This is a genomic window from Vibrio methylphosphonaticus, assembly GCF_023634655.1.
Taxonomy (GTDB): Bacteria; Pseudomonadota; Gammaproteobacteria; order Enterobacterales; family Vibrionaceae; genus Vibrio; species Vibrio methylphosphonaticus.
Map to the genome: position 1 here is coordinate 280,932 of NZ_JAMKMS010000001.1, position 19,471 is coordinate 300,402.

A 19,471-nucleotide genomic window follows, 5' to 3' on the forward strand; every position below is an offset into this window, starting at 1 on the left:
ATTTGATTGTTTAGACTTGGTTAAAGGCAGACTAGAAAGCTCTGGAGAATCACAATAGCAGGACCAAGGCGAAGTGGTGATAGCAAACTGGAGACAGTATTCAAACTATACCCAGCAACAAAGCGTTGTGAAGGCTAGCTTCAAGTTCAATATTAAAGTGCTCTTTTACAAGTGTGAAATAGGCATCGTCGCACGGCAAATCAATACAAACAACTTCATCGCCCTGCGTGATTTTCAGTACGTTATCGAGCAAAGTAATAATGCCACCTTCGATAGGCAAAGCCGCTATTGTCGCCGAGGTAAACACGGAGTGCAGACTGGTTGACGTATAGTGATTACCGCATTCAATATCCCCTTGGCACACAAAACAAAGATCAAGGCTATATAAATCTAACCATTCATTATCGCGCTTAACTTGCAACATAAAGCCATAGCGTTCTTCCTTGATAAACCGGAATGTCTGGTGATCAATATGTTGCTCTTGTCCTGCCTCAAGTAGTAAGGGTGCTCTGGGCGTTTGAGAGCCAAAACCAGCGTCAACAACCCAGTGTTGATCGCCTAATGTGACTAAAGAAACCTGATGCGTTCTACCTGATGGCTCACCAGTAAGATGAACACGTGCCAGCAATGCCCTGCCATCAAAACCAAGCGCTTGTAATGCATGGAGTAATAGACCATTCACCTCAAAGCAATACCCGCCCCGTTCACTTAAAACTAGCTTATCGAAGAGACTATCAAGATCCAAACGAATCGCATGCCCAGCGGCAACATCAAAGTTCTCAAATGGTATTCGACGATGCTGACTCAGATGGAGTGTACACAAACTGTCTAGGTCGACAGTAATGGGACTAGTAACATCAAGTTTAGAGAGGTATTGATTGAGTTGTATTGGCGTCATCATTGTTTACTTCCCCATTTAGCAGAGTGCTTACTGGTTATTGATATAACGCGACATATAAAAAAACGCTCAAATATGACTTCACTGTCGCTTACTCGCTCGCTTAGCGGTAAGAGTGATTCATACTCAAGCGTTTATGTTCAGCGTTCTAAGTACAACGCTCTAGTCGGTACCAATAGACTGAGTACAAATAGACTCAGTAAAAATAGACCAAGCGCCCTATTGAACGCGTCGTAATACCACTTTTAGCGCTTCAAAGTCATTGTTAAGATCTTCAGATAGCAATTCCATGACAGCGTGTTTTGCAAGTGGTGCAGGCAGTTCGATGTCCGTACCTAGAATATCATCAACGACTTCTTTAAATTTAGCCGGATGCGCCGTACACAAAAACAGACCGGTTTCACCTTCTTGCAACTGCTCATCAAGGACGCGATACGCAATCGCACCATGTGGCTCACACAGGTAACCTAATGTATTGAGTTCGCGTACCGATGCCGCACTTTGCTCATCAGTAACTGCACCTTTACCTAGCGTATCAAGTCCCCAGCCTTTAAGCTGACAAAGCTCTTCAATGCGCGGCCAGTTATTCGGCTGACTTACGTCCATTGCGTTAGACGTTGTTGCAACAGTCGGCTTAGGATCCCACTGCCCCGTTTCTAGGTAACGTGGCACCGTATCATTGGCATTTGTTGCCGCAATGAAGCGTTTGATCGGCAGTCCAAGCGCTTTGGCCAATAACCCTGCTGTTAAGTTACCAAAATTACCACTTGGTACTGAGATAACAAGGTTTTCACACTGTGCTTTGCTTAGCTGAGATGCTGCTTCAAAGTAGTAACAAATCTGCGCCATTAGTCGACTGATATTAATTGAATTCGCTGAATTTAGACCAATTTCTTTACGTAATTCCGCATCATCAAACGCTTGTTTTACTAAAGCCTGACAGGCGTCAAAATCACCGTCAATCGCCACGGTGTGAATGTTTTTACCTAGCGTACAAAATAGCTTTTCTTGCAGTGGGCTGATTTTTCCATTTGGATACAAAATGACGACATTAATGTCTTCCATACCATAAAAGGCATGAGCAACAGCAGCACCAGTATCACCAGAGGTTGCCGTTAAGATCGTGATTTTTCCACCATCTGATACTGCAGCAAGGGAGTTGGCCATAAAACGGCCACCAAAATCTTTAAACGCTAGTGTTGGGCCATGAAAAAGTTCCAGCGCATAAACGCCCTCTTTCACTTCTTTAATCGGTGCTGAGAATTGGAAGGCAGCATCCACCATTTCCGAAACTTTCTCTTTTGGAAGTTCATCTCCAATAAGCGCCGAGAGAATTTTTGCGCTGCGTGATACAAAGTCTTCCGCTAACAGTGCATCGATATCCTCAAACTTCGGTAGTTCAGAGGGAAAGAATAACCCTTGGTTACGACCTAGCCCTTGGCGGACTGCCTGACCAAAAGAGACTTGTTCATCGTTTTCTTTGATATTGTAAAGCTTCATTGCTCACTTCCTGTTACTTTCGAGCCTTGCTTGTCCAAACGACAAACATGCACGAATCCTTCGTTATTCTGTACGTAATTTTCTTCTAACCATCGAGCTACGCGCTCTGCCACGTCTTTTTCTTTACAGATACTAAACAGCGTTGGTCCACTACCAGAGATCCCCGTTGCCAGTGCCCCTGCAGCCTTCGCATACTCTCTTGCTTGACTAAAGCCTGGCAGCAATTTAGCGCGATATGGTTCAGCAACCACATCTTTTATCATCTTGGCGGCTAATTCCGGCTGACCAGAATGGCACGCATGAATGAAGCCTGCAAGATGGCGACCGTGTGCGATGATATCTTGTCTGCGGTATTGAGAAGGTAGAATCTCTCGCGCTTCTGCCGTCGAGACTTTGATTCCTGGATACGCCATGACCCAGTACCAATCATCAAAGCAAGGGACTTCTTGGCTAATAATACCAAGCTCTTCCAGCATCAGTTGCACACCGCCTAAATAGCAAGGTGCCACATTGTCATAATGGATGCCACCAGAAATTTGCCCTTCCATTTCGCCCATTAAGGCTAGCAGCGCCATTTCATCCAGTGGATTACCATGATATTGATTAAGCGCATCTAATGCCGCGACAATAGAACAAGCACTCGATCCTAATCCGGAGCCAATAGGCATGTTTTTTTCAAGCGTCATATGAATTGGCTGAAGCGGGATGCCTTTCTTGTCCAACTCTCTAGCAAACACCTTCCAGCAATCATAAACAATATTTTCTTGTGGATCGGATGGCAGTTTATCGACAAAACGCCCTTTTGTTGTGAGTTCAAAAGCGACATCACTGGCTTTAATTTCAACACAATCACCCAGTAACGTGCCATCAATAGGCGACACCGCCGCCCCTAACACATCAAAACCAACGCTCACATTACCGATAGACGCAGGAGCATAAACTACGACATTCTGACTCATTTTATACTCCTAATTTCCATCCAAGTGTACGCATCACATCAGAGAATACCCCGGCAGCAGTCACTTCCGTACCTGCGCCGTAGCCACGCAGTACAAGTGGAATTGGCTGATAATAACGGCTGTAGAAAGCAAGCGCATTCTCACCATCTTTGATCTTGAACATAGGATCGTTTTCATCAACCGATGCGATGCGAACTCGGCACTTACCATCGGCAATTTCACCAACATAACGCAGCACTTTACCTTCCTCTGCGGCATCAGCAACAAGTTGAGAGAAGTATGCGTCGGCTTCAGGTAAACGAGCCATAAAGTCTTCAATTGAACCTGAATCATCAAAGCCTGGTGGCAGCGCTTGATCCACTTCCACATCTTCAAGCTCCAGTGCCATGCCGGCTTCTCGAGCCAAAATTAACAATTTACGAGCAACATCCATTCCTGATAGATCATCGCGTGGATCCGGCTCCGTAAAGCCTTTGTCTTTCGCAACATTCGTTGCTTGGCTTAGCGTCAGTCCTTCATCCAATTTACCAAAAATAAATGACAACGAACCCGATAGAATACCGTTAAATTTTTCCAATTCGTCACCAGCAGAAATTAAGTTCTGTAGGTTTTCAATAACCGGTAGACCCGCTCCTACCGTAGTTTCATACATCAGTTTACGACGTGAGCTACGCGCTACATCACGAAGTTGATGGTAATAAGCCATACTTGAGGTATTGGCCTTTTTATTTGGGGTAACGACGTGGAAACCAGCTGCTAAAAACTCAGCGTACTGATTAGCGATCGTTTCACTTGATGTACAGTCCACCAATACTGGGTTAATGATGTGATTACGTTGAACTAATGCCGCTAATCCAGCCACGCTGAAGCGTTCTGTTACGTCATTCATGCGATCTCGCCATTGCTCAAGTGGTAACCCCTTACCGTCGAGTAACACGCCTTTACTATTCGCAAGACCACACACACGAATGATGATGCCTTTTTCCGCCAACTTAACTTGTTGACGTTCAATTTGATCGACGAGTTCACCACCAACACCACCAACACCTACCACAAACACATCCAAAAAGTGTTTGGAGTTAAATAGGTTTTCATGGCAAGCCTTGATCGCTTCTGAAATTTTATCTTCAGGGATCACTGCGGAAATAGCACGTTCAGAGGATCCCTGGGCGATCGCGACAATGTTGACATTCACTTCTGCCAGCGAAGAGAAAAATTGCGATGCCACACCGCGTGATGTTCTCATTCCATCACCGACTAGCGTCACTATCGCTACATCATCCATAAACTCTACTGGCTCAAGTAAGCCGTTTTTCAGTTCTAGATCAAATGTTTCCTCTAAGATTTGCGACGCTTTCACACGGTCCTCTTCTTCAATACAGAAACTGATGCTGTATTCCGAAGATGATTGCGTGATTAAAACAATGGAGACACCAGCAGAAGACATGGCGCCAAACACTCGGCTAGCCATACCGACCATGCCCTTCATACCAGGACCAGAGACGTTAACCATGATTAAGTTTGATAACGTGGTAATCCCTTTAATTGGCAGGTTGTCTTCACCAGTATCTTGACCAATCAACGTCCCAGCACCCTGAGGGTTAAATGAGTTTTTGATAAGGCATGGGATATGGAATTGAGCAATAGGTGCGATGGTTTTTGGGTGAAGTACTGAAGCACCGAAGTACGATAACTCCATCGCTTCTTGGTAGCTCAATGATTTCAGTAAACGCGCATCATCCACTAAACGCGGGTCACAGTTATAAACACCATCTACGTCGGTCCAGATTTCGCAGCAGTCAGCTCGCAAACAAGCCGCTAGTACCGCAGCTGAGTAGTCAGAGCCATTACGACCCAATGTGACCAACTCACCCTTTGCATTACCGGCGGTAAAGCCAGGCATGATATGAACGACTCCATCTTCTAACGGACTCGCTTGGAAATTTTGAGTGGAAACCCCTACATCAACCATCGCTTCAAGATAATCACCATTCGCGTATAGATATTTAACAGGGTCAATTAATGCCGCAGCTTGGCCTTTGGCTTCTAGTACAGCCTTCATCAATTGAATAGAAATGCGCTCACCCTTTGAGATGATGCGAGCGTTGACATGATCAGGGCAGGTGCCAAGCAAACGGATACCATGAACAAACTGGTGCAATTGAAACAGAGATGTTTTTACCTGATTGTCAAAATCTGTACTTTGAATATTGGGAAGAACTGATTGAATGCTGGCAAATAACGCTTTAAACGATGCCTCCAGCTCCGAGATCTGCAGTTCGACTTCACTATTTTTTAGAGCCGCATCAATCACAGCGACGAGCTTGTTCGTTGTCTTCCCTGGTGCTGATAGCACTACTGCTAAATTTTCTTGCTGGGCGTTGTTGGCAATGATATCTGCCGCTCGTAAAAAGCGGTCAGCATCGGCTAATGATGAGCCGCCAAATTTTAATACTCGCATCCTTTCCTCCCGAAATACTCAAAACAGGTAAAAAAAAGGCCCGTATCTTGGTGATACAGGCCTTGTTTTTGAATTTCTTCCGTCTACCAGCCTGCTCCAACATTGGTCATGTCGGTAATAATAATCGTGGTGGTCATTACTACTAGCTGGCTTCTATACATAGCTTAATCTACAAACTTTCTTATGTGCTTACCCATACGTTTACCGCACTTTCCGTAGGCTAGTCAATCAAAATCTGTACTTTTCTTAAATCAAAGGCGTTATTCGGGTCAATCACTAGAAAATGACATTTATGATAGATATATGTCATTAGGTTATGAGTAAATCGTTAAATGCTATATCGATATACAACTTTCTGCTTAGATATTGTGCTTTAATTAATGGACAAATAAAAAATCAATAATAATGAACAAGGAGTGGTGCTATGAAGGCAATGATTGCGTCTGCTTTGTTCATCCTTTGGTCATTAAACATCGCTCGAGCGGCTGAGTTACCTGCGCTGCCCTCTCAGCATGATGCCTCTCCTCATAACTTTTTTCTTGTATCTGACAGCAAGTCATCCAGCAATAATTTAGATCAATGGAACGTCGACAGTGGATACGCTTATTCGGTCTTCGATTCCGTAGACGTCTACATCGGTGCTCGCCTTAATAATTCTCTAGAATCGAGTGATAGAGGGTTCCTCAGCGGCATGAGCTATCAAGTGTCAGAACGAATTTCAGTAAAAAGTATGCTACGCGGCTACCAGTATGAAGAAAACGATGTAACACAATCTGGAATGGCAGCAGAGATATCCAGTCGAATGCGCTTAACAGAAAACCTAGACGTACACGCCACCTTTGACTTTGAGAAAGTTCAACAAGGTGTCGAAGTCGGTCTAGGCTTTCGTTTCTAGCGCTTAGTTAAAACGATAACGCTTCTTTAGCGATTAAAATACCATTCCAATCTGAGTAAATGTAATGTCCCGGTTGCACTATCTGGTTGTTCATCGTTAGTGTCACATTTACCTCCCCAGCACCACGCTTTTCAGTCTTAAATGGACACGCCCCTAACGCTTTAACACCTAAATCCATTTCAGACATCGCGGCAACATCTCGAATAGCGCCATTAACAATAACGCCCTCCCAACCGTTCTCTATCGCCATGATAGCGAGTTGGTCACCCAGTAAGGCCTTTTGACAGGAACCATTGCCGTCTACGAAAAGAACCTTTCCTTTGCCATTTGTTGCAAGCACTTCTCGTACTTTGGAGTTATCGTGATAACAACGAATGGTCACTATCTCTCCCCAAAAAGCCGCTCTTTGACCAAAGTTTTGCAGCGGTACGTTCAACAGCATCACTTTATCTTCGTGTTGGTCACAAATATCAGGTGTGATATCTCTCATTTTTCCTCCATGAATTGGACTCAATAGGCTTACCTTTAGAGAGCTCTAAATTAAAAATCCTTTCCATTTATTCAGCGTTTTGTAGCTAATCAGCCACATATTGACTCAATAAACCTAAATTTTTTGGTTGGCGTTCTCCATCACAAGGAACCAAAAGCAGCACACCATTGTCGACATAATAGATGGCGTTTTGATGATATTTTTGTCCTAAGTCACACGCTTCTAAAAGCGTCATCTCAACGGCATAACTCTCTTCATACCAATCAAAGTTTGCATCACCAACGACTACTTTTAACTTTGATCTTCCGTAAATATCAATAATTAACTCATTGTTTTTAATAATGTTATAATCATTAGACAAATGAATGCTTCTGGGGTTCCATGCTGTGATTATCGCGTATTGTTTAGCTCGCCATTCTCCTTCAAACCTAAAGCAAGCATTTGCATAAGAATCCCATAACTGCGCATTAACACACATATTGATTACCGCACTCGATTTACCTATTACTATTAATATTTGTTACAAGTCAGCTATTGATTTAAATCAACAAACTGCAAGTAATTAACATTTGACCATTGTTAGCATGCTGTTAACATATTAGAATTCGCCTCAATGACCTAGCGGAATAATAAGAGATTTAAGGGATTTCTCGTTAGCTGGCAGCTTCATGGATGGCGACACATATCGTAACTGTTTCTCTGATTGTAAGCAGAACATCCAAGAAACATTACCTATATGTTAACTTATTGCCTAGAATTTATTCTACTACAGCCCGATTTATCACAAGTTTAATTTAGGTACAGCCAATGCAAAGCCCGCAAATTCTTATTGTTGAAGATGAGCAAGTAACACGTAACACTCTTAAGAGCATTTTTGAAGCAGAAGGATATGCTGTATTTGAGGCCAGCGATGGTCAAGAAATGCATCAGGTCTTGTCTGACAACTCTGTAAACCTTGTTATCATGGATATCAACCTTCCAGGTAAAAACGGTCTGCTTCTCGCTCGTGAACTGAGAGAGCAAGCTAATGTTGCCCTTATGTTCTTAACGGGACGTGACAATGAAGTGGATAAAATCCTTGGTTTAGAGATCGGCGCAGATGATTATATCACTAAGCCATTTAACCCACGTGAGCTAACAATTCGTGCTCGTAACCTGCTTACTCGCTCTATGAGCAGTAACGTATCTCAAGAAGAGAAACGTAGTGTTGAAAAATACGAGTTTAATGGTTGGGTACTTGATATCAACAGCCGCTCACTGGTAAGCCCTAGTGGTGATGGTTACAAGCTACCACGCTCAGAGTTCCGTGCCCTGCTTCACTTCTGTGAAAATCCAGGAAAGATTCAAACTCGCGCCGACCTTTTGAAGAAAATGACAGGCCGTGAGCTTAAACCTCATGATCGTACTGTTGATGTGACAATTCGTCGTATCCGCAAGCACTTTGAGTCAGTTTCTGGTACGCCAGAGATCATTGCGACGATTCACGGTGAAGGCTACCGCTTCTGCGGCGACCTCGAAGAATAATCACAACATAACTGTAAAAAAGGGACGCATCGGCGTCCCTTTTTATTACGTATCGTTTTTGTTGCTTCCGTTCGCTTAGTAAACGGTATCAACCGAAACATGCGTATTGAGCAGCCATGTTTCTTTACCTTGATCCACCAATAGCAGTGCCACATCGACCGGCTCTGAGTTATTGAATTCTAATTGCCACTTAAAAGCCACTTCCCATTGCTGTTCACTATGGCTACGCAGCTCAAAATCATCAGCACCTAATTCCCAGACCTCATCGCCTTGCTTCAAGAGCACCTTAAGTACATCCATATCCGCAGGTAACTGATCTTCTCCACTTAGATTTATTGCGCCGTGGAGCATTTGCTCCTTCATAAGCGGTTGTGCTTCACCCACCTTTGGCATCATATCAATCCACAAGTTCGAGGCCATTGAGATCGACTGCTGCTCAACCATAACGGTTTCCGTTGCCGTCCAGGCATCTACGTGACTATTCGACGATGATACGCACCCACCAAGCGCAATGGCCAATGCCACTGCTGTGATCATTCTTTTCATTATTAATCCTTACTTTCTAACCAAGACTTTAAAACTTGAATATCATTACGGTATTCATTTTCTATTTCTTCGATCCAATCTTCTATATTTTCCCACCAAGCCGGTAACTCTGGTGATTGTGCTTGTTGTGCCACGGATTGAATTCGCTTCAGACCAATAGATCCTGCTGCACCTTTAATTTTATGGGCTTCAGACGCAATCCCAGGCTGATCCCGTGCCGTCATGTTGGAATGTAAGATATCCATATAGCCCGGCATCATATCTTCAAACATTGTGATGCTATCAAGTACAGGTTTTGTTCCCACGATATCAACGTACGAGTCTAACATCCCAATATCAAGTAAGCGTTCGTATAAATCACGGTTAGTGTTCATCAACTCTTCATCCTCTTCTTTAGGTACCAGTGCTACACTAGGCTCGACAGTGGATGATAATTCACTGATCACCTCTGTTAGTGCTTTCACATCTAATGGCTTACTCAGCGCATCATCCATTCCTTGCTCGAGATAATCTTGCTTATTTTTAACGACGTTCGCAGTCAACGCTACGAGTGGAGGCAGTTGGTCATAATGGTTTCGATAGTATTGGGCAACATCAAAACCTGTCATGTCAGGTAACTGAATATCCAATAGCGCTAAATCGTAATCTTGAGGCTGAAATAGGCTAATGGCTTCCTTACCCGTCATCGCAACCGTCACGGTGTGTCCTAAGCTTTCTAGAAGACTACGTGCTACCGTTATATTTAATTCAATGTCCTCAAGCATGAATATTCGTAACCCCCGCTGGGAGTGAATAGGCTCTACAACCAATTGTTTCTCATCAGCACAAGGAACATTAATCGAAATAGTAAAGGTGCTACCAAACCCTTCTTCACTATCAACGGTAATCTCTCCATCCATCATATGAATCAACTGCTGCGAAACGGCGAGTCCGATACCAGTACCCACGGCATGCAAATTGTCCGTTTTTGACTTCACCTGATAGTACATGGCAAAAATCTTATCAACCTCAGCTTGCGGTATACCAACACCAGTATCTTCTACCTCAATAACGATGTGAGCAATGCCATCAATGACATCAGCGCTGACCGTCATCACAACCCCACCTTGTTTAGTGAATTTCATCGCATTGCTGACAAGGTTCCATATCACTTGCCTTAATCGCGTCGCATCCACGCAGATCCCTTCTGGCAGTTCCGTTAATCGCTCTAAATCAAAGCGTAAACCTTTCTGTTCTGCCATCAATGCCGAAATACTCTCGATCTCTACAATGAAATCTTCAAATTTTAAGGGTTCTGGATAAAGCTCCAATTTACGGCGGTCAAATTTATCCATATCGATAATGTCATTAAAAATATGACCCAGCGTTATTGCACTTACATTAATCGTTTGCATGTGACTGCGCTGTTCTTTATCTAACGAACTCTCTAACAGCATTCGGCTTAAGCCTACGATGCCATTAAGCGGTGTTCTTAATTCATGACTAATTGTCGAGATAAACGTTGTTTTATCCCGACTGGCTTTTTCCAGTGACTCTTGATGGCGTTTTCGCTCAGTAATGTCACGTCCAAACCCCACAAGGCCAAGGTGGCGCCCATCTTTGCTATAGAAAGGAACTTTACGAAGTTCGTAATAGCTCTTCTTACCATCAGGGTACTCTAACCACTGTTCATACGTCAGAGCTTGATTGTTACTCATTACTTTATGATCGGTTTCGACCACCTGTTCTGCAATTTCTTCCGAGTAAACGTCCCAGGGCGTTAAACCGACCAATTCTTTTTCTTTTTTGCCCGTGAGTTCTTCCATCGCCTTGTTGCAGCCAGAAAACACACCTTCTGCATTGCGGTAATAGATCAAATCAGGGGATGCATCGATAAAGGAGCGTAATAACGCGGTTCTCTCCGCTAATTCAAGCTGCGTTCGTTCGCGTTGATACACTTCATTTTCTAGATCCTTGATGGCCTCTTCACGTGCTTCTTCTGCCTTTTCTCGCTCTTCTATTTCCAGATTAAGTTTACTGATGTTTTGTTGAAGCTTGATGTTCAACTCTTGGTCACGAGAACGCATGTCTTTAAGCTTGGACACCATTTTGGCTAATCGTTGTCGCGACTCTTCCAACTGATCGACAACCACTGACAAGAAATAAACGGCCCATGGGGTGATAATGAGACCAAAAAATACCGAGCGAACGATATCAATGTCATCCACTCGACCGTTTAGTACCAAGGTAATGCCAACCTGCACAACCACGGCAAGAGCCACGAGTGCAAGGGCAAGTAAAATAGAGAAACGAACAATGCCAAGTCTCACTAAGAGATCGACATAATATTGCGCGAGATTTTTGATGGGTTTCATTCAGCACTCCGTGCATGGCAACTCAGCTAAGTGTATCACTTCGCCTAGTTGCCATGCACGAATGCTCGATTATTTGAGTTGAGGTTTGTGATAAGTGAAAGGATTATCAAGGAGCGCCCCTTGCGGGCCTTCAATACAAAGCTTTCTACCTAATTCAGTCATCGCTAACCAGCGATTTTCACACCAAAGTGGCGCAAGCAGTGTTGGTCTTCGCGCAGACGATGCCACACGGTGGAAAACAATGTCGGGTGGCGTGCGACGAATCATTTCACTGGCGACATCAAGATAGAAATCTAATGTTGGGGCTTCTAACCGACCAGCATGCCATGCTTTAGCCATGGTACTGCCCTCAACAATATGCAATCCGTGCAACTTTATTCCATCCGTCCCCGTTAGCAGAACTTTGTCTAACGTATCGAGGTTATCTTGTTTACTTTCTTTTGGCAGCCCAACAATGAGGTGAGTACAAACCTTAATACCTAACGCCCGTGCGCGCTTGGTAATGGCATCATACACTTCAAAGTCATGACCACGATTAATACGTTTCAATGTCTGATTGTTTGCCGTTTGCAGACCCAACTCTAGCCATATTTCATAACCTTGTTTGACATAATCCGCTAATAAATCTAACACAGCATCAGGAACACAATCTGGACGAGTCCCCACACATAATCCTACTATGTCAGCGTATTTTAGTGCCTCTTCATACATGTTTTTAAGAACTTGCACTTCGGCGTAGGTGTTCGTATACGCCTGGAAATAGGCGAGATATTTTTTAGCTCGTTTAACCTCGCCTGCTCGGTCGGTTAATTGCTCGTGAATCGATTGTATTCTCGTGTTTTCATTTGCAAACGATGCGACATTACAAAAAGTACATCCACCACGCCCAATGGTACCATCTCTATTTGGGCAACTAAATCCACCATGCAAGGTCAGCTTATGTACTTTTTCGCCATAGCGACGCTGAAGATCTTGACCAATCGTATTAACTAATTCGTGTAACTGCATATCAAACAAACTCGATTAAATAAGAATGACTATCACTCTAATTTTTGAAACTAAATTACATCCCTGCAAAATAAAACCAGGCACAGTAGCAATCCCCCCCTACTGTCAACTTAATCAAAATCAATAAATATGCACAAAAACAATAAAAAAGCGCCAAATGTTAGCGTTATGTTACCAATTGTATTCAATTTCAAATAAAAAAAATGGGTTACAGAAGTAACTTTAGTTGGAATTACCGAGAACAAAATTGTAGGATACTTACACAATTCTTCTGATTATGCTGTTAGGATTACAGGTTACATTAGTAGAATAAAGGCGATATTCCTTTCCCACCAAAATAATTCACTAGAAAGTGAGTATACGTTGCGGAATATCACCACGGATTGTTTTTCTCGCAATACTTTTCCTGCGAGATGCAGAATGGAATCGACACTGCCCCCTCTGGCAGTCAAGAATCAAAATTACAAAGGACAAGGCACAACCACACACTTTTGTTGTGCCTGGATTTAACTGGAAGGAAGTATCTATGGTAGATAGAGAGCAGAATACACAAGGTCTGTATACTCCAGAACTGGAGCATGACGCTTGTGGTATCGGTTTTGTTGCTCACCTTAAAAACCGTAAATCGCATGATGTAGTAACGCAAGCCCTAGATATGCTTGCGCGCATGGAACACCGTGGCGGTCAAGGCTGTGATCCATGCAGTGGCGACGGCGCTGGCATTTTACTGCAAAAGCCCCATGAATTTCTTTTAGAAGAAGCGGTTAAACTTGGTATCAAGCTGCCATCTTTTGAAAAATATGGTGTTGGTGTTGTACTTTTCCCTAAAGATGAACACAAACGTGCACAGTGTCGTGACATTCTAGAACGCAATGCACAACGCCTTGAGTTAGAAGTTATCGGTTACCGTGAACTTCCAACTGACAATTCAATGATTGGTGCTGACCCACTAAGCACTGAACCTCAATTTGAACACGTATTTATTTCTGGCGGCCCTGGTATCACACCAGAAGAGCTTGAGCGTAAACTGTATGTTCTACGTAACTACACGGTTCGTGTATGCCTAGAAAGCGTTTCAAATATCGGTGATGACTTCTACATCAACTCTATGTCTTACAAGACATTGGTGTACAAAGGTCAGCTAACAACTGAACAAGTTCCTCAGTACTTCCTAGACCTGCAAAACCCAACGATGGTGACAGCTCTAGCACTTGTACACTCTCGCTTCTCTACCAATACTTTCCCTCGCTGGCGTTTAGCTCAGCCTTTCCGTTACATCGCGCATAATGGCGAAATCAATACGGTACGAGGCAACCTAAACTGGATGAAAGCACGTGAAGCAATCCTAGAATCGGATCTGTTTACACAAGCTGAAATCGATATGCTTCTGCCTATCTGTCAAGAAGGTAGCTCGGATTCATCAAACTTCGATATGGCGCTTGAGCTACTTGTTCTTTCAGGTCGCACTCTGCCCCATGCGTTGATGATGATGATCCCGGAAGCATGGCAAGAAAACAAAAACATGGATCCAACTCGTCGTGCGTTCTACCAGTACCACGCGAACGTAATGGAACCATGGGATGGTCCGGCTTCAGTGTGTTTCACTGATGGCGTACAAGTCGGTGCGACACTCGACCGTAACGGTCTACGTCCATCTCGCTATACCGTGACTAAAGATGACTTCCTAGTAATGGCGTCTGAATCTGGGGTAGTTGAAATTGCACCAGAGAACGTTGAATACCGTGGTCGTCTACAACCAGGTCGTATCTTCGTTGCTGATCTTGAGCAAGGCCGCATCATTTCTGATGAAGAAGTGAAAGATGGCATCGCTAAAGCACAACCTTACGAGAAATGGGTTGAAGAGAACCTTCTGAGCTTGAAAAAGCTACCAGATGCGAGCAACGAATTTAGCCAACCTTCTCCAGAGAAGCTTCTGCACAAGCAACAATCGTTTGGTGTGAGCTCTGAAGAAGTAAACGAAATCATTCTACCTCTTGCGAAAACGGGCTACGAGCCACTTTCTGCAATGGGGGCTGACTGGCCGCTAGCGATTCTTTCTCACCAATCGCAGCACCTTTCAAACTACTTCAAACAGTTGTTTGCACAAGTAACCAACCCGCCAATCGATCCGATTCGTGAGCGCATGGTTATGTCTTTGAACACTTACCTAGGTAAAGATCAGAACCTCCTTGCTGAAACACCTGAGCACTGTCAAAAAGTAGAGCTTGAGTCTCCAGTACTGTCTAACTCTGAACTAGAAAAGCTACGTGCTATTGATAATGAGCACCTTCAAGCGAAGACGCTAGACATCGTATTCCAAGCAAATGGCGACCAAGGTAAGTTAGAGCGTGCACTGAAACGTATTTGCCAATATGCCGAAGATGCAGTGAACGATGGTTACTCCATTATTCTACTGACAGACCGTGCGGTAAACTCTAACCATGCTGCTATTCCAGCAATGCTTGCGGTCGGTGCTGTACATCACCACCTGATCCGTAAAGGCTTACGTGCTAAGTGTGACATTGTTGTTGAAACGGGCGACGCTCGTGAAACACACCACTTTGCAACGCTGATTGGTTACGGTGCAAACGCAGTTAACCCATACCTAGTTATTGAAACGATTGTTGAACTGCAACGTACTAAGAAGCTAGATCCAAACGTACACCCACGTGAGTTATTCGATAACTACCGTAAAGGTGTCAACGGCGGTCTACTGAAGATCTTCTCTAAGATGGGGATCTCTACGCTGCAGTCTTACCACGGTGCACAAATCTTTGAAGCACTGGGCGTAAGCAAGTCAGTCGTTGAAAAATACTTCACTGGTACTGTTTCTCGTATCCAAGGTCTAACGATCGACGATATCGCACGAGAAGTACTGGTTCGTCACCGTGTTGGTTACCCTACTCGTGAAATCCCAGCTCAGATCCTTGATGTTGGTGGTGTTTACCAGTGGAAACAACGTGGTGAGAAACACCTATTTAACCCTGAAACCATTTCTCTACTTCAAGAGTCGACGCGTAACAAAGATTACGGTCAGTTCAAGAAGTACGCAAAAGCAGTCGATGACCAAGGCGACAACGCAGCAACGCTACGTAGCCAACTGGATTTCATCAAAAACCCTGCAGGCTCTATTCCTCTAGCAGAAGTAGAACCAATCGAGAACATCCTTAAGCGTTTCGCAACCGGCGCAATGAGCTTTGGTTCAATCTCGCATGAGGCTCACTCAACACTGGCTGTTGCGATGAACCGCATTGGCGCGAAATCAAACTCAGGTGAAGGTGGTGAAGATCCAGCACGTTTTGAACGTAAAGAAAACGGTGACTGGGAACGTTCAGCTATCAAACAGGTGGCCTCTGGTCGCTTTGGTGTCACGTCTTACTACCTATCTAACGCTGATGAGTTGCAAATCAAGATGGCTCAAGGTGCGAAACCAGGCGAAGGTGGTCAACTACCTGGTGATAAGGTTGATGATTGGATCGGCGCAACGCGTCACTCGACTCCGGGCGTAGGTCTTATCTCTCCACCGCCACACCACGATATCTACTCAATCGAAGATTTGGCTCAGCTGATCTACGATCTGAAAAACGCGAACCGTAACGGCCGTGTAAACGTGAAGCTAGTATCAGAAGCAGGCGTAGGTACGATTGCATCTGGTGTAGCGAAAGCGAAAGCTGACGTGGTACTTATCGCAGGTTTTGATGGTGGTACAGGTGCATCTCCGATGTCTTCTATCCGTCACACCGGTCTGCCTTGGGAGCTGGGTCTAGCGGAAACGCACCAAACACTACTGAAAAACGGCCTACGTAACCGTATCGTTGTTCAGTCTGATGGTCAGATGAAAACACCACGTGACCTTGCAGTAGCAACGTTACTAGGCGCTGAAGAATGGGGCGTAGCAACAGCAGCATTGGTTGTTGAAGGCTGTATCATGATGCGTAAGTGTCACAAGAATACCTGCCCTGTTGGTATCGCAACACAGAATAAGACTCTACGTGAGCGTTTCGACGGCCGCGTAGAAGACGTAGTGACGTTCTTCCAATATATGGCGGAAGGTCTACGTGAAGTGATGGCTGAACTTGGCTTCCGTTCTATTGATGAAATGGTTGGTCAATCTCATAAACTTAAAGTTCGTGATGACATCGGCCACTGGAAGTACAAGAACCTAGACCTAACACCAGTACTGCATATTGAGCAGGCTCGTGCAGAGGACGGTATCTACAACCAGACGCAACAAAACCACAACCTAGAAGATGTTCTAGACCGTAAGTTGATTCAAGCTGCTATTCCTGCGCTTGAGAAAGGCGAAGCCGTTGACGCAACCTTCCCTATCATCAACACAGACCGCTCTGCGGGTACCATGCTGTCGAACGAAATCTCGAAGGTTTACAAAGACCAAGGTTTACCGCAACCAATGAACGTCAAGTTCTACGGTAGTGCTGGTCAATCTTTCGGTGCGTTCCTTGCGAAAGGCGTTAAATTCGAAGTAGAAGGCGACGCGAACGATTACTGGGGTAAAGGTCTATCTGGCGGTACGCTAGTGCTGTATCCAGATGCGAAATCTTCTATTGTTGCCGAAGACAACATCGTGGTTGGTAACGTATGTTTCTACGGTGCAACTTCAGGTGAATCTTTCATTCGTGGTATGGCTGGCGAACGTTTCTGTGTTCGTAACTCAGGTGCGAAGGTTGTTGTTGAAGGCGTCGGAGACCACGGTTGTGAATACATGACTGGCGGTGCCGCAATTATCCTTGGCTCAACAGGTCGTAACTTTGCGGCAGGTATGAGTGGTGGTGTGGCTTACGTTTGGGATAAAGCAGGGGATTTTGAAACCAAGCTTAACCCAGAATTAGTCGACCTAGATCCAATCGAGCAAGAAGATAAAGATCTTCTACTCGATATGCTAACTAAGCACGTTGAATTCACAGGAAGTGAAGTTGCTCAGTCTTTCCTTGCTAACTTTGAAACCAACCTAGCCTCTTTGGTTAAGGTGATGCCGCGTGACTACAAAGCGGTTCTTCAAAAACGCAAAGCTGAAGCACAACAAGCACAATCGGAAGAAGTGGAGGCAGTATAATGGGTAAGCCTACTGGATTTTTAGAACACGGCCGCGAGCTACCAAACAAGCTTGATCCGTCGGTTCGTATTGAAAACAACAAAGAGTTTGTTCTCAATGAAGAGTTTGGTTCAAAAATCAACACTCAAGCATCTCGTTGTATGGATTGTGGTGTGCCGTTTTGTCATAACGGCTGCCCAATTGGTAACATTATCCCTGAGTTCAATGACGCGGTTTTTCGTGACAGTTGGGAAGAAGCATGGAACATTCTAAGCTCAACCAATAACTTCCCTGAGTTTACCGGTCGTGTTTGCCCTGCTCCTTGTGAAAGTGCCTGTGTACTGGGTATCAACCAAGACCCGATTACGATTTGTAATATCGAAAAAACAATCGTAGAGACAGCATATCGCGAAGGCTACGCTAAACCGAAAAAGCCTCGTATTCGCACTGGCAAGACAGTCGCAATTATTGGTTCAGGCCCCGCGGGGCTTGCAGCTGCAGAGCAGCTCAATAGTGCGGGTCACTCTGTCACTGTATTTGAGCGAGATGAAAAAGTTGGCGGTCTACTTCGATTCGGCATCCCTGACTTTAAACTCGGCATGGACATCATTGATCGTAAGATCAACCTAATGACCGATGCTGGCGTGAAATTTGAAGTCAATGCGCACATTGGTGTCGACATCAATGCACAGCAGCTACGCCAAGATTTCGATGTGGTTCTGCTAACCGGTGGCTCAACGGTACCTCGCGATTTACCTATTCCAGGCCGCGAGTTACAAGGTGTCCATTTTGCAATGGAATTCTTAGGTCAAAACAATCGTCGTGCAAACGACCTTGATCTTAAAACCAAAGAAATTCATGCAAAAGACAAGCACGTTGTGGTTATTGGTGGTGGTGACACAGGTTCAGACTGTGTGGGTACCTCTAACCGCCACAAAGCCAGCAGTATCACTCAAGTGGAAATCATGCCGATTCCACCAGAGAAACGTCCTGCTAATATGCCTTGGCCTCAATACCCAATGATCATGAAAACCACAACCTCTCATGAAGAAGGCTGTGAGCGTCATTGGAATATCTTAACCAAAGAATTTATTGGTAATGATAAAGGCGAAGTCACAGGCTTACGTATTGCCGATATCGTATGGCAAGACGCAAAACCAGGCGAACGCCCAGGCTTTGACGAAGTCGCGGGTAGCGAGCGTGTTATTCCATGTGATTTAGCTTTCCTTGCGATGGGCTTTCTACACCCTGAACCAACAGGTGTACTAGCACAATTGGACGTGAAACTTGATGATCGTGGCAATGTAGCAACGCAAGATTTCCAAACTAACCAACAAGGCGTATTTGCTGCTGGTGACATGCGTACTGGCCAATCTTTGGTCGTACGTTGTATCAACGAAGGGCGTGAGTGTGCACGTTCTATCGATGAGTTCCTAATGGGTAACACCAACCTTGAAGCGAAAGCCAATTCGTTGATGCTTTCTGCATAGCAATAAAGGCATGGCTGCATCAATAAGCAGCCAGCATATTCCTTCCTAATTTGGCCAGCGTTTGCTGGCCTTTTTTGTCGCTTTTCCTCTTGTTTTATTCGTCACTTTTCTAGCAATGTTTCAATATTTGCTGCAACACTTCCTGACGATTCAGGTAAATGCATGGTTTTTCTCAGTTCTACATGATGACATGCTGAATACTTGACGTTTACAACCATAAGCTATACGTTGTGAAGTTGGTGCAAACAAAATTCGCACTATTTGTTAACAACATAACTCATAAATTTTTGATT

At 44.4% G+C, this 19,471-nt stretch carries 13 protein-coding genes and 1 other annotated feature; of the genes, 4 read left to right on the forward strand and 9 right to left on the reverse strand.

Annotated elements, in window-relative coordinates; genetic code table 11:
- Positions 1–100 precede the first annotated feature (100 nt).
- The 4 genes from M9196_RS01255 to thrA form a co-directional block, all read right to left on the reverse strand.
- Positions 101–898 (reverse strand): arylamine N-acetyltransferase family protein, encoded by a 798-nt coding sequence (locus M9196_RS01255; protein WP_250615923.1) that lies wholly within the window; start codon positions 896–898, stop codon positions 101–103.
- A gap of 219 nt (positions 899–1,117) precedes the next feature.
- Complete coding sequence (gene thrC, locus M9196_RS01260; RefSeq protein WP_250615716.1) at positions 1,118–2,398, reverse strand: threonine synthase; 1,281 nt, start codon at positions 2,396–2,398, stop codon at positions 1,118–1,120.
- Positions 2,395–3,357: a homoserine kinase gene (thrB, locus tag M9196_RS01265; RefSeq protein ID WP_250615717.1), complete on the reverse strand. Its 963-nt coding sequence runs from the start codon at positions 3,355–3,357 to the stop codon at positions 2,395–2,397. The genes thrC and thrB overlap by 4 nt, the downstream gene beginning before the upstream one ends.
- A gap of 1 nt (position 3,358) precedes the next feature.
- Positions 3,359–5,818: a bifunctional aspartate kinase/homoserine dehydrogenase I gene (thrA, locus tag M9196_RS01270; protein ID WP_250615718.1), complete on the reverse strand. Its 2,460-nt coding sequence runs from the start codon at positions 5,816–5,818 to the stop codon at positions 3,359–3,361.
- A gap of 29 nt (positions 5,819–5,847) precedes the next feature.
- Positions 5,848–5,966, reverse strand: a sequence feature (Thr leader region).
- Between the two features lie 276 nt (positions 5,967–6,242).
- Here thrA and M9196_RS01275 point away from each other — a divergent pair.
- Entirely contained in the window at positions 6,243–6,713 is a 471-nt protein-coding gene (locus tag M9196_RS01275; RefSeq protein WP_250615719.1) for a ribonuclease regulator, read from the forward strand.
- A gap of 7 nt (positions 6,714–6,720) precedes the next feature.
- Here the strand turns inward: M9196_RS01275 and M9196_RS01280 are convergent, their stop codons facing one another.
- The gene (locus M9196_RS01280) at positions 6,721–7,203 is read right to left on the reverse strand and encodes a putative 4-hydroxy-4-methyl-2-oxoglutarate aldolase (RefSeq protein WP_250615720.1); all 483 of its coding nucleotides are present in this window, start codon (positions 7,201–7,203) and stop codon (positions 6,721–6,723) included.
- An 85-nt stretch (positions 7,204–7,288) separates the two neighbouring features.
- Positions 7,289–7,681, reverse strand: a complete 393-nt coding sequence (locus M9196_RS01285; RefSeq protein ID WP_250615721.1) for a DUF3293 domain-containing protein — start codon at positions 7,679–7,681, stop codon at positions 7,289–7,291.
- 329 nt (positions 7,682–8,010) lie between these two features.
- Here M9196_RS01285 and arcA point away from each other — a divergent pair, with 329 nt between their 5' ends.
- A complete protein-coding gene (arcA, locus tag M9196_RS01290; RefSeq protein WP_250615722.1) occupies positions 8,011–8,727 on the forward strand; it encodes a two-component system response regulator ArcA in 717 nt (238 codons plus the stop codon).
- A gap of 75 nt (positions 8,728–8,802) precedes the next feature.
- Here arcA and M9196_RS01295 read toward each other — a convergent pair whose 3' ends face one another.
- The 3 genes from M9196_RS01295 to M9196_RS01305 all read right to left on the reverse strand — a co-directional run bounded on the left by M9196_RS01295 (position 8,803) and on the right by M9196_RS01305 (position 12,635).
- Positions 8,803–9,273: a hypothetical protein gene (locus tag M9196_RS01295; RefSeq protein WP_250615723.1), complete on the reverse strand. Its 471-nt coding sequence runs from the start codon at positions 9,271–9,273 to the stop codon at positions 8,803–8,805.
- Between the two features lie 2 nt (positions 9,274–9,275).
- Positions 9,276–11,627, reverse strand: coding sequence for an aerobic respiration two-component sensor histidine kinase ArcB (gene arcB / locus M9196_RS01300; RefSeq protein ID WP_250615724.1), 2,352 nt, complete (start codon positions 11,625–11,627; stop codon positions 9,276–9,278).
- Positions 11,628–11,696: 69 nt separating this feature from the next.
- On the reverse strand, positions 11,697–12,635 hold the full coding sequence (locus M9196_RS01305) for a TIGR01212 family radical SAM protein (protein ID WP_250615725.1): 939 nt from the start codon (positions 12,633–12,635) through the stop codon (positions 11,697–11,699).
- Positions 12,636–13,161: 526 nt separating this feature from the next.
- On the opposite strand from M9196_RS01305, the gene gltB reads away from it, so the two are divergent.
- Positions 13,162–17,709, forward strand: coding sequence for a glutamate synthase large subunit (gene gltB / locus M9196_RS01310; protein WP_250615726.1), 4,548 nt, complete (start codon positions 13,162–13,164; stop codon positions 17,707–17,709).
- A complete protein-coding gene (locus M9196_RS01315) occupies positions 17,709–19,178 on the forward strand; it encodes a glutamate synthase subunit beta (protein ID WP_250615727.1) in 1,470 nt (489 codons plus the stop codon). Before gltB ends, M9196_RS01315 begins: the two co-directional genes overlap by 1 nt.
- Positions 19,179–19,471: the final 293 nt, after the last annotated feature.